This window comes from Magnetospirillum sp. UT-4 (assembly GCF_902729435.1).
Taxonomy (GTDB): Bacteria; Pseudomonadota; Alphaproteobacteria; order Rhodospirillales; family Magnetospirillaceae; genus Magnetospirillum.
Map to the genome: position 1 here is coordinate 60,226 of NZ_CACVCG010000039.1, position 12,121 is coordinate 72,346.

The following is a 12,121-nucleotide window of genomic DNA, read 5'->3' on the forward strand; positions in this document are numbered from 1 at the left end:
CAAGCGAAAGTCGGGGGTTTACCCGATATTTTCCTTGCCTTTACAAGCATTTACCGCCCATCGGAGTGGCCCGGGGAAAGACCCTGGCGGCAGTGGCGTTGAAGCGCGCGGCCGAACGGGCTAGTCTTTCGCCCGGGTATGGACGAGGGGTTCCCGCCGGTGATCGACAAGACGCTGCTCGACGAAATGCGCTGCCGCGACAAGGGATGCGACGACCTTCGCATCGCCGCCTGCAAGTCGGGGTCGGGGGCGGTGAAGGAACTGGTCTTCTGCCAGCTCGACGGCTGCTACTACGTCACCGTCGATGGGCGCGAGCGGCTGCGCTCCGACGTGCCGGAGACCGCGTACCGCTATTTCAGCGGCCCGGCGCCCGAATAGCGGGCACTACACCTCATTCGAGCCTCACCCTGAGGAGCCGCGACAGCGGCGTCTCGAAGGGCCAGGTTCGTCGCACGTCCTTGGCCCGCCTCGTGTTTCGAGACGGCCCCAAGGGGGCCTCCTCAACATGAGGCTACCCTGAGCGGTAGTGGGCTCAATCCCTATTCGGGAACGCCACCACGAAGGTCGAGCCGCCGCCTTCGGTGGCCTCGATCCAGATGCGCCCGCCGTGGTGGCCGACGATCTTCTTGCAGATGGCCAGGCCGATGCCGGTCCCTTCGTAGCGGCTTGCCGTGGTGAGCCGCTGAAAGATCTTGAAGGCGCGCTCGCGCTGGTCGTCGGGAATGCCGATGCCGTTGTCGCGGACCCAGACCCGCCATTCCCCGCCTTCCTCGCGGCAGCCGATCTGGATTTCCGGAATGCGCTCGGGCGAGCGGTACTTGACGGCGTTGCCGATCAGGTTCTGGAACAGCCGCACCAGTTCGTTGCGGTCGCCGGGGATGGTGGGCAGATCGGGGGCGACCGCGATGCGGGCCTGGTTTTCGGCGATGGCCACCTCCAGGTTGGCCAGGCTTTCCGCCACCACGTCGCCCAGTGCCACCGGTTCGTGCGGGCCGGCATTGCGGCCGGTGCGGGAATAGTCGAGCAGGCCGATGATCAGGGCATCCATGCGCTTGGCGCCGCCGACGGCGTAGTCGAAATAGGTCCTGATGTCCTCCGAGGCATTGCCGCCCAGCGCCTTGCCGATCAGGGTGATGTAGCTGCTGATCATGCGCAGCGGCTGGCGCAGATCGTGCGAGACCACATAGGCGAACTGTTCCAGTTCGCCGTTGATGCGGGCCACCTCGGCCGATTGCGCCTCGATCCGGGCCATGGCCTCGGCCAGCGCCTGCTCGGCGGCGCGGCGCTCGCCGACGTCGCGGAAGATGACCACCGCGCCGGTGATGGCGCCGTCCTCGGTGATGCCCCCCTCCTCGGTGATGGCGGTGACCGAGAACTCCACCGGGAAGACGCTGCCGTCGCGGCGGGCGAAGAACTCGTCGCCGACCCGCCGGGCGATTCCGTCATGCACGGTCTCGACGATGGCGCAGCCGCTGTCGGTGCAGCGCGATCCATCGGCCTTGCTGTGGCGGGTGACGGCGTGCGAGGCCTTGCCGGCCACCTCCGCTTCGGACGGATAGCCAAGCAGGGTGCAGGCGGCGGGATTGGCAAAGGTGACACGCCCGCCGACATCGATGCCGAAGATGCCCTCGCCGGCCGATGACAACAGCAGGGCGGTCTCGCGTTGCGCCCGCTCGGCCGACTTCAGCGCCTCGACCAGGCGAGCCTCGGCCGCCTTGCGCTCGGTGACGTCCTCCTTGATGCCGACGAAGCGGACCATGCGGCCTTCCTCGTCGAAGACGGGGAAGACGATGGTCTGCTCCCAATGCAGGGAGCCGTCCTTCTTGCGATTACGCAACTCGCTAGCCCAGGTACCGCCGCCCAGGATGGTGCGCCACATTTCGGCGTATTCATCCGGCGCCGTCTCGCCCGAGGCGAAGATGCGGCTGTTCTGCCCCACCAGTTCGTCCTGGCCGTAGCCGGACGCGGCGGCGGCATGGGGATTGGCGTAGGTGATGGTGCCGTCGGTGTCGGTGATCACCACCGCGACCGGCGATTGTTCCACCGCCTTGGCCATGGTGCGCAGGCGCAGCGAGGACTCGGCGAAGGCGGTGACGTCCGAGGCGCTGCCGCGATAGCCGACGAACATGCCGCGCTCGTCGTAGCGGGGGAAGCCGCTGACGCTGATCCAGCGGGCGCTGCCGTCGTCCAGGCGCAGCCAGTAGCGGAAGTTGCGGAAGCTGCGATGCTGGGTGAGATCGGCGATGTGCGCTTCCCACCGCCCGGGGTCGATCTCGTGGGTCTCGGACGCCATGTCCCAGCGCCGCCGGCCGAAGAAGCGTTCGGGCCGGATTTTTAGGACGTCGGACATGGACGGCGAGAACCAGGTGAAGCAGTGGTTCTCGTCGGTCTCCCACAGCCAGTCCGAGGTGTTCTCGACCAGGGCGCGGAAGCGCTCCTCGCTGTCCTTCAGCTCGGCTTCCAGGCGGCGGCGCTCGGTGACGTCATGGATGACGGAATACAGCAGGGTGCGGCCCTGCACCTCGATGGGGCCGGAATGCACCTCGACCCCGCGCACGCTGCCGTCGGCCAGGCGGTGGCGGAAATAGAACTGGCTGCGCTTCTCGGCCCGGGCGGCCTCCATCTCGGCCCGCACCTCGGCCGGGGACAGGGTGTTGATGTCGGAGATGCGCATGGCGCGCAGGCGGTCGAGGCCATGGCCGTAATAGGCGCAGGCGGCATCGTTGGCATCGACGATGGCGCCGTCCTCGGGATCGATCAGCAGCATGGCGATGCGGGCGCCCGAGAACAGGGAATGGTACAGCTCCTCGCGCCGGGCGAGATCGTCGCGGGTGCGCATCAGCACCTTCTCGACGCGATCGATGACCAGCCAGAACACCAGGATGACGGCGACGCTGCCGGCCAGCGCGATGGCGGCGATGATGACGCCCATGCGCATCATCTCGTCATGGGCGGCGGTGACGTCGCGCACCAGGCCCACCGTCGCCACGGTCTCGCCCGCCGGGCCGGGGACGCTCATGCGCAGCCAGGCATAGCGGCGGTCGCCCACCTGCAAACTGTCCTGGTGGCCGGCCAGGAAAGGCCCCAGGGCCTCGGCCGGGACCTCGCCGCCCAGCGCCAGCACCACGTCGGGGAACATGTTCCAATCGGCGGGTCGGGCCAACATGGCCATGCCGTCCTCCCAGCCCTTGCGGTCGAGGGCGGCCTTGGGCAGGAACAGCAGAGGCTGGACGGCGAATTGCCGGCGCAAGGCGTCGAACAGGTGGTCGATCTCCTTGCCGGTCTCGACGTAGCCCAGCAGCTCGCCGTCCGCGATCCACGGCACCACCACCCGCAGGGTCAGGGTGCCCAGGGGGCCAAGCTCGATGCCCTCCGAGACTGCGCCGGTGCGCTCGGCGCCCAGCATGGTATGGCGGCCGATGACGTCGCCGTGGCGCTCCGGCTGATGGACCCGCAGGAAAGCGACGCGGGCGGCATCGACGAAATAGAGGTGGGTGATTCCGGCGTCGCGCTTCAGCGTGGCGAACAGCTCGGCGGTCAGCGCCAGCAGGCGCTCGCGGTCGCGGTCGCGGAAGGCGGCGCGCAGGGTGCGGTCGTTGGCGGCGGCCTGGGCCAGGGCGCGCAGCGTTGCCGATTCCGAGGCGACGGCACCTTGGAAGCTGGCCGCCACCGCGGTGCTGATCTCCAGCGAGACGCGCGAGCTTTCGCGCCGGAACTTCTGGTATTCGATGGTCCCGACGCTGGCGGCCAGCAGCAGCACGAACCCGATGAACGGGATCATGACCGACAGCTTCAGCCTGCTCATGCGAAGGAACGCCGGCACCACACCCTCTGCCGCTGCATGGTTTGGCCGGGCAGAAGGCCCGTCCGGGGATTATACCAAGGTGATATAGGGAAGGTAAGGGGCTGGCTAAACCAGGGCGCGGCGTGACCGCCTCTCCGCCATCATCCCGGTTCGAGTGCTTTTTCAGCACGTCCCGGGACACGACCCCCTTGCACAGTGTGTCATTCCCCTTCGAAGGCGGTGAAGGGCTTGCCCGCCTGGGCCGGTTCGAAGCCGAAGAATTCGAACGACTTGGCCATGTGCTCGGGCAGCGGCGCGGTCACCAGCAGTTCGCCGCCCCTGGGGTGCGGGATGCGCACGGCGCGGGCGTGCAGGTGCAGCTTGCGCGAGATGCCGGTGCCGGCGATGAAGGCCTCGGTGCCGCCATACTTGCCGTCGCCCAGGATGGGGGTTTCCAGCAGGGCGCAATGGGCGCGCAGCTGGTGGGTGCGCCCGGTCCGCGGCTCCATTTCCAGCCAGGCGGCGCGGCGCAGGGCGTTGTCGACCACCCGGTACCAGGTGACGGCGCGTTTGCCCTCGTCCTCGTCCACCGCCATCTTCTCGCCGGCCCGTCCCGGCAGCTTGGCCAGCGGGGCGTCGATGCGGCCCTGGCGGTGCTTGGGCACGCCGACCACCAGCGCCCAATAGCACTTGTGCGCCGCCCGGCTCTTGAAGGCGGCGGCCAGCTTGGCGGCGGCCGAGGCGGTGCGGCCCAGCAGCAGCACCCCCGACGTGTCCTTGTCGAGGCGGTGGACCAGGCGCGGCCGCTCGGCCTTGTCGAAGCACAGGGCGTCGAGATAGGCGTCCAGGTGCTTCTCGGCCATGCCGGTGCCGCCCTGCACCGCCAGCCCGGGCGGCTTGTTCAGCACGATGACGTCGTCGTCCTTGTAGAGCACCGCGTCCTTCAGCATGCGCGCCGTCGCCTCGTCCACCGGCGGCCGCTTGGGCTTGTCGGGCTTGGGCGCCTCGGCGGCGGGCAGCGGCGGCACCCGGATCTCCTGGCCCGCCTCCAGGCGTTCGCTCGCCTTGACGCGCTTGCCGTCGACCCGCACCTGGCCGGTGCGCAGCCACTTCTCCAGCAGGCCGTGGCCGATATCGGGAAAACGCCGCTTGAACCAGCGGTCGAGGCGGATGCCGGCTTCGTCGGCGGCGACAAGGAGGGTCTGGACGGAGGACATGGGGGCTTATTCACCACAAAGACACAAAGAACACAAAGTCTTAAAAGACCAGCCGTCGCAGGCCGTCCTTCAGCACCGTAGAATTGAAGTTCATCAGCAGTCCGATCCGGATGCCCGTCAGCCGCAGATAGGTCAGGAGCTGGGCTTCGTGGATGGGAAGAAGCCGCTCCACCGCCTTCACCTCGACGACCAGCCGGCCGTCGACCACCAGGTCGAGTCGATAGGCCGAGGTCAGGCTGGCGCCTTTGTAATCCAGAGATACCGGTACCTGGCGCGCAAAGGGAATGGTCGCCAATTCGAGCTCGCGGCAAAGGCATTCCTCGTAGGCGCTTTCGAGAAGGCCGGGGCCGACCACGCGGTGGACTTCCATCGCCAGCCCGATGACCCGACGGCTAAGGCCATCCTTTTCTTCCTCCTCGACCTTCGTGCCCTTTGTGTCTTTGTGGTGAAAGACCATGCCTCACCCCACCGTCTGGCGCACCAGGGCCATGGCGGCGAACAGGGCGCCCACCGACAGCAGCACCGATGCCGAGACGTACAGCGCCGCCACCGTCCAGCTGTGGCGCTCCACCAGCAGGGCGACGTCGAGGGAGAAGGTGGAGAAGGTGGTGAAGCCGCCGAGGATGCCGACGGTGAGGAACAGCTTGAGGTCGGGGCCGGGCTGCCAGACCAGGGCGCCCAGCTCGGCCAGCACGCCCATGACGAAGCTGCCGACGATGTTGACGAACAGGGTGCCCCAGGGAAAGCCGGTGCCGATCAGGTGGCCGAGGGCGACCATCGACAGATAGCGGGCGACCGACCCCAGCGCGCCGCCGGCGGCGATCCACAGCAAGGAAGGAAGGGAGATCGTCATCACGTCTTCTTCTGGCGCAGCCGCGCCCAATAGTCCAGGCGCTTCCTGATCTCGCGCTCGAAGCCGCGTTCGGGCGGGTTGTAGAAGACCTGCCGCTCCATGCCGTCGGGGAAGTAGTTCTGGCCCGAGAAGCCCTCGGCGGTGTCGTGGTCGTACTGGTAGCCCTTGGCATAGCCCAGATCCTTCATCATCCGGGTGGGCGCGTTCAGGATGTGCATGGGCGGCATCAGGCTGCCGGTGGACTTGGCGGCGCGCTTGGCCGCCCCCAGCGCCTTGTAGGCGGCGTTGGACTTGGGCGCGGTGCCCAGATAGATGACCAGTTGGGCGATGGCCAGTTCGCCCTCGGGCGAACCCAGGCGCTCGAAGACGTCCCAGGCGGCCAGCGCCTGGACCACCGCGTTGGGGTCGGCGAGGCCGATATCCTCGACGGCGAAGCGGGCGAGGCGGCGGCACAGATAGAGCGGGTCCTCGCCGCCGTCCAGCATGCGCGCCATCCAGTACAGCGCGGCGTCGGTGTCCGAGCCGCGCAGGGATTTGTGCAGGGCCGAGATCAGGTTGAAATGGCCCTCGCGGTCCTTGTCGTAGGCCGGGGCGCGGCGCTGCACCGCTTCGGCCAGGCCGGCGGCATCCAGCTTCGGCTCGGGCGGCAGGGTGGCCAGCGCCTCGATCAGGTTGAGGAAATAGCGGCCATCGCCGTCGGCCATGGCCTTCAGGGCGGCGCGGGCGTCGTCGTCCAGCGGCAGCGGGCGGCCCAGCACCGCCTCGGCGCGGCCGATCAGGGTCTCCAGCGCCGCGTCGTCGAGGCGGTGCAGCACCATGACCTGGGTCCGGGACAGCAAGGCGCCGTTCAGCTCGAAGCTGGGATTCTCGGTGGTCGCGCCGACCAGCACCACGGTACCGTTCTCCACATAGGGCAGGAAGCCGTCCTGCTGGGCGCGGTTGAAGCGGTGGATCTCGTCCACGAACAGCAAGGTGCCCTTGCCCATGTCGCGCCGTTTCGCCGCCGCGTCGAACACCTTGCGCAGGTCGGCGACGCCCGAGAACACCGCCGACAGGGGCTCGAACTCCAGCGCCGTGCGCTCGGCCAGCAGGCGGGCGATGGTGGTCTTGCCGCAGCCGGGCGGTCCCCACAGGATGATCGAGGCCAGCTTGCCGGCCGCCAGCATCCGCCCCAGCGGCGCGGTGGGGCCGAGCAGGTGGTCCTGGCCGACCACCTCGTCCAGGCTGGCCGGGCGCAGGCGGTCGGCCAGCGGCCGGTCCTCGTCGGTCTCGAACAGCGTGCTCACCCGCCGACCTGCAGGGTATGGGTTTCGCCGTCGCGGCTGATGGTGACCCGCCACAGGCGCGCCTCGCCGGCCAGCAGGCGCCTGGCGTCGGCGACGGCGGCGACCGGCCGGTCGTTGATGCGCAAGATGATGTCGCCGGGCTGCAGTTGCAGCCGGTGCGCCACCGAGCCCCTGCGGATGCGCAGGATGACCACGCCCGACGCTGTGCCGTCGGCGCCGATCTCCTCGGCCAGGGCCGGGCTCAGATTGGCGATGGTGGCTCCCGACACCGGGTTGGGGCCGCCGATCTCGGTGATGTCGCGCGGCGGCGTCTCGGGCGGCGCGGTCAGGCGCACCGTCAGCCGCTTCTCGGCGCCGTCGCGCATCACCGTCAGGATCGCCTCGGCGCCGGGGGCCAGGGTGGCAAGGCGGAAGCGCAGGCCCTCGGGATCGTCCACCTCGCGGCCGTTGACGGCGCTGACCACGTCGCCCACCTTCAGCCCGGCCTTGGCCGCCGGGCCGTCGCGGTGCACGCCGTTGATGAGGATGCCCACCGGGCGGGGCAGTTTCAGCGCCTGCGCCAGCTCGCCGGTGACGGCCTGGCCCGAGGCGCCCAGCCAGGGCCGCACCACCCGGCCGGTCTGGGTGATCGAGGCCAGCACGCTGCGCACCAGCGAGGTGGGGATGGCGAAACCGATGCCGTTGGAGCCGCCGTCCTTGGAATAGATGGCGGTGTTGATGCCGATCAGCCGGCCGCCCATGTCCACCAGGGCGCCGCCGGAATTGCCGGGATTGATGGCGGCGTCGGTCTGGATGAACGAGCGGAAATCGGTGATGCCCACATTGGTGCGGGCCAGCGCCGAGACGATGCCGCTGGTCACCGTCTGGCCGACGCCGAAGGGATTGCCGATGGCGATCACCAGGTCGCCCACCTCGAGGGCATCGGAATCGCCCATGGGCAGCACCGGCAGGGTCTCGCCCCGGGGCGGCTCGACCTTCAGCACGGCAAGGTCCGAGCGCTCGTCCGAACCGACCACCCGGGCCTCGAACTCGCGGCGGTCGGCCAGCACCACGGTGACCTCGTCGGCGCCCTTGATGACGTGGTGGTTGGTCACCACGGTGCCGTCGGCCGCCACCACCACCCCCGAGCCGAGCGAGCGCTGGACCCGGTCCTGGGGCATCCCGTGCGGCACCATGTCGCCGAAGAAGCGGCGGAAGAAGGGATCGGCCAGCAGCGGCGAGGCGGCGGCCTTGACCACCCGGCGGGTGTAGATGTTGACCACCGCCGGCGCGGTCTGCCTGACCACGGGGGCGAAGGACAGGCCGATCTGCCCGCGCGAGTCCGGCACCGCCTGCGCCAGGGCGGCGGCGGACAGGATCAGCATCAGGCCGGACACGGCGAACAGGCGGACATGCTTCATCGGGCGGGGTACCTCGGACGCGCGGACGGTATGGACCCCGTTACTATCGGTTCGTGGCGGCAGGATGGCAAGGTGGGTGGCCCGGTCGGGGATTCGTGTTTCTCCCCTCCCCTTGATGGGGAGGGGTTGGGGGTGGGGTGGAGTCGCACACTCAGGCGCCGACGCGGTTCCCCCCCCACCCCAACCCTCCCCCACAAGGGGGGAGGGGGCTATCTCAGCCCAGCCGGTCCAGCAGCGCCCGCCCCGGGGCGCCGCCATCGCCGGACAGGCGCTTGTCCAGCACCTCGGCGATGGCTTCGACCAGCAGGGTGATGCGCGCCTCGGCGGCGATGTCCGGCTGCGGGTGGGCCTCGATGAAGCGGCACAGGCGGTTGCCGATGTCGCTGACCAGGGGGTAGTCGAAGGTGGCGGCCTGGCCCTTCATGTCGTGGGCGACGCGGAACAGCCGGGGAAGGATGTCGGCGCGGCGGCCGGGATGGGCGCCCATTTCGGCCAGGCCGGCGCGCAGCGAGGCGACGTCGGCCTCGGCCCAGCCCAGATAGCCGGCGGACAGGGATTGCAGCGCCGCCTCGGCCCGCGCCAGCGCCTCGGGATCGAGGTCGGGCAGCAGGTCGTCGTCCTCGGCCATGGGGGCCTATTCCGCCGCGTCGGCGTCGGGTTCGCCGCTCTCCGCCGTGCGCTCGCGCTCGGCCAGCAGGGCGCCGGCGCGCTGGATGACCTCGACCGCCGATACCGGCTTGGAGGCGACGTCATTGACCCCGGCCTCCCACGCCTGCTCGAGCACGGCGTGGTGGCTGCTGCCGGTCAGGGCCAGCACCGGCAGGCGGGGATCGCCCAACTCGCCGCGGCGCAGGCGGTGGACGAACAGCACCGCCTCGGTGATGTCGGCCGACCAATCCATGATGACCAGGTCGGGTGGGGTGTTCATCAGCTTGGGGATGGCGGCCAGCGGCGAGCGCGCCTCGTCCACGTGGCGCACGGCCAGGGCGCGCAGCAGGGTGCCGATCAGCCGACGGATATGGGCGTTGCCGTCGATGACCATGACCCGGAGGTCGGTATTCCAGCTTTCGGCCATACCTGTCTCCAAGCCCCGACCTAATGCGCGCATTGCGGCTACCGGCACAATACCGGTCAGCCGGCCAACGCACAATCATGTCGAAGGTTTGGGCAGGTCGAAGGTTTGGGAGTTGGGTCAGGTGGCCGGAAGGGTGACGGTGACCCTGAGGCCGCCCGAGGCCCGGTTGCGGGCCTCGACGCTGCCGCCGACCGAGGCGAGGTTGCGGCGCACGATCCACAGGCCGATGCCGAAATGGGGGGCGCCCGAGGGGTCCGCATCGGGGCGGTGCGAGACGTAGCGGTCGAACATGCGCTCCAGCACCTCGGGCGCCGCCCCCGGCCCCTGGTCGTCGATGGCCAGCACCACGCGGCCGTCGCCGCGCGCCACGGTGACGGTGACGGTTCCGGTGGCGGGCGAGAACGACAGCGCGTTGTCCAGGATGTTCTCGACCACCGTCTCCATCATCTCGGTTCCGGCGCGGACGACGCAGCCGGGGGTGATGCGCCGCGCGATGGCGAGCGGGCCGCCGGCCAGCACCTCGTCGTAGGAGTCCAGCAGCGCCGCCACCAGCCGCGACAGGTCCACCGCCTGGCGCGGCGGGCTGACCAGGTCGGCATTGACCTGGTCGAGCCGGCGCGAGGCGGCGACCAGGGCGTCGAGCCGCTCCAGCGACGCCTCGATCACCTGCAGCGACCGTCCCGCCGACGCGGCGCTGCCCGAGGCGCGGCGCAGCGGCTCGACCGCCTGGGCGATGGTGGCGATGGGGGTCTTGAAGGCGTGGGCGTTCTCCTCGGCGGCGAAGCGGAAGGCCTCGGCGGTGGCGCGCAGATTGCCGACCATGCGGTCGAGCTCGCCGGCCACTCCGTCCAGCTCGGGGATGCGGTTGGCCTTGACGAAGGGCAGGGCCGGCGCCGCGAAGCCTTCGGCGATGGCGCGCGCCTCGCGGCCGAAGCGGCGCAGGTTCAGCCACAGGCCGCCGAACACGGTAAACACCAGCACCGCCAGCAGGGCATAGACGGCCGCCGCCATGCCCACCTCGGGGCTTTTCCAGTAGGGCCGCTCCAGCAGCGTGCCGGCGGCCTGATCGGCGCTCTGGGCGGTGACCACCGCCCAGCAGCCGGCGGCTGTGGCGAAGGGCACCACCGAGGTCAGCACCTCGGCGGTGCCGCCCGCCCCCTGGTAGCGCAGGTCCAGCGCGCGGCTGCCCTGGCACGAATCGGTGACCGCCGGCAGCACCCCGGCGGCGGCCAGACGCTCGCGCTCGGCGGCGGCGGAGCCGGCCGGCAGCGGCGGCACCGCGCCGATCAGGTAGAGCGGGCCGCGCCGGCCCTCGGCGGCGGCCGGGCGGAACAGCAGGCGGACGTTGACGCCCTTGGGATCGAGGGCGTCGAGCACCCGCCGGGTGTCGACCACCGACGGCGCCGCCAGCCCGCCCAGCCCGATGGCCAGGCCGCGGGCGATCAGCTGACCCTCGACCTGCAGGCGCGACAGCAGCACCTCGCGGTTGGCCCGCTCGGCGGCCGAGAATTCGCCGTACAGGAAGGCGGGGACGGCGGCGAAGGCGCAGGCCACCAGCCCCAGCCGGGTGGCCAGCGAATGCGCCGCCCGCCCCCCGGTCTCAGGCATCGTCCCCGGCCTTCCAACGGTAGCCGAAGCCGGCGTAGTTGCCGATCATGTCGAAAGCGGGATCGGCGTCGCGGAACTTCTGGCGGATGCGCTTGACGAAGGTGCGGACGTTGGCGCGGTAGCCTTCGGGTCCCGCTCCGGCCAGGAAGCCGGCGCCATGCACCAGATCGTAGATCTCGCGGTAGGGCACGTCGGCGCCGGCCTTTTCGGCCAGCTGGCGCACGATCTTGAACTCGGTCAGGGTCAGCTCGACGGGGCGCTCGCGCCACAGCGCGCGGCTGGTGCGGAAGTTCAGCGCCAGCGCCCCCAGCTCCAGGGTCTCGGCCTCGTTGCAGTTGGCGGCACCGCGCGCCTTGGTGCCCTCCAGAATAAGTCCGATGCGCTTCTCGAGGATGGTGAAGCTGCGGCTCTTCTCGACGAAATCGACGGCGCCGGTGGCCAGGGCCGCCTCCTCGTAGATCTGGTCGGTCAGCGCGGTAAGGAAGATGGCCGGCACGTCGATGTTGGCGCCGCGGATGCGCTTGAGCACCTCGATGCCGTTCATCTCGGGCATGCGCCAGTCCAGGATCACCAGGGCGGCCGGCTCGGGCTCGGCCAGCAGGTGGTCCAGCGCGGCGGCGCCGCGGGCGAAATCGCGCACCGCATAGCCGGCATCCGACAGGTTGCGCCCCAGCGATTCACGGAACAGGTCGTCGTCATCCACCAGAACCACCGCCGTCGGCATGGCAACACCTCCAAAGATACGTCGTCGATGCTTGTTAATACGACGGCGGGGATTAAGGGCGAGTTAGAGCAATTCCGGCTTTGACGGAATTGCGACAAGCCCGCGCGGCGTCTGAGCGGGCCCGGCACGGGCCTAGGCATTGCACTTCCGCCTGAGGCGGAAGTGCCCTAGCCC

At 69.9% G+C, this 12,121-nt stretch carries 11 protein-coding genes; 1 reads left to right on the top strand and 10 read right to left on the bottom strand.

Annotated elements, in window-relative coordinates; all coding sequences use genetic code 11:
- Positions 1-159 precede the first annotated feature (159 nt).
- Complete coding sequence (locus tag MTBUT4_RS04530; protein ID WP_173978473.1) at positions 160-378, top strand: hypothetical protein; 219 nt, start codon at positions 160-162, stop codon at positions 376-378.
- Between the two features lie 154 nt (positions 379-532).
- On the opposite strand, the gene MTBUT4_RS04535 is transcribed toward MTBUT4_RS04530, so the two are convergent.
- The 10 genes from MTBUT4_RS04535 to MTBUT4_RS04580 all read right to left on the bottom strand — a co-directional run bounded on the left by MTBUT4_RS04535 (position 533) and on the right by MTBUT4_RS04580 (position 11,947).
- The gene (locus MTBUT4_RS04535; RefSeq protein ID WP_173978474.1) at positions 533-3,805 is read right to left on the bottom strand and encodes a PAS domain S-box protein; all 3,273 of its coding nucleotides are present in this window, start codon (positions 3,803-3,805) and stop codon (positions 533-535) included.
- 200 nt (positions 3,806-4,005) lie between these two features.
- The gene (locus MTBUT4_RS04540) at positions 4,006-5,001 is read right to left on the bottom strand and encodes an RluA family pseudouridine synthase (RefSeq protein ID WP_173978475.1); all 996 of its coding nucleotides are present in this window, start codon (positions 4,999-5,001) and stop codon (positions 4,006-4,008) included.
- A 40-nt stretch (positions 5,002-5,041) separates the two neighbouring features.
- Positions 5,042-5,458, bottom strand: a complete 417-nt coding sequence (locus MTBUT4_RS04545) for a GxxExxY protein (RefSeq protein ID WP_173978476.1) — start codon at positions 5,456-5,458, stop codon at positions 5,042-5,044.
- 3 nt (positions 5,459-5,461) lie between these two features.
- Positions 5,462-5,854, bottom strand: coding sequence for a fluoride efflux transporter CrcB (crcB, locus tag MTBUT4_RS04550; RefSeq protein WP_173978477.1), 393 nt, complete (start codon positions 5,852-5,854; stop codon positions 5,462-5,464).
- A complete protein-coding gene (locus tag MTBUT4_RS04555; protein WP_254434737.1) occupies positions 5,854-7,140 on the bottom strand; it encodes a replication-associated recombination protein A in 1,287 nt (428 codons plus the stop codon). Before MTBUT4_RS04555 ends, crcB begins: the two co-directional genes overlap by 1 nt.
- Positions 7,137-8,540, bottom strand: a complete 1,404-nt coding sequence (locus MTBUT4_RS04560) for a DegQ family serine endoprotease (protein ID WP_173978479.1) — start codon at positions 8,538-8,540, stop codon at positions 7,137-7,139. The genes MTBUT4_RS04555 and MTBUT4_RS04560 overlap by 4 nt, the downstream gene beginning before the upstream one ends.
- Positions 8,541-8,754: 214 nt before the next feature.
- The gene (locus tag MTBUT4_RS04565) at positions 8,755-9,168 is read right to left on the bottom strand and encodes an Hpt domain-containing protein (RefSeq protein WP_173978480.1); all 414 of its coding nucleotides are present in this window, start codon (positions 9,166-9,168) and stop codon (positions 8,755-8,757) included.
- Between the two features lie 6 nt (positions 9,169-9,174).
- On the bottom strand, positions 9,175-9,615 hold the full coding sequence (locus tag MTBUT4_RS04570) for a response regulator (RefSeq protein WP_173978481.1): 441 nt from the start codon (positions 9,613-9,615) through the stop codon (positions 9,175-9,177).
- Between the two features lie 117 nt (positions 9,616-9,732).
- A complete protein-coding gene (locus tag MTBUT4_RS04575; protein WP_173978482.1) occupies positions 9,733-11,223 on the bottom strand; it encodes a HAMP domain-containing sensor histidine kinase in 1,491 nt (496 codons plus the stop codon).
- Positions 11,216-11,947, bottom strand: a complete 732-nt coding sequence (locus tag MTBUT4_RS04580) for a response regulator transcription factor (protein ID WP_173978483.1) — start codon at positions 11,945-11,947, stop codon at positions 11,216-11,218. The genes MTBUT4_RS04575 and MTBUT4_RS04580 overlap by 8 nt, the downstream gene beginning before the upstream one ends.
- Positions 11,948-12,121: the final 174 nt, after the last annotated feature.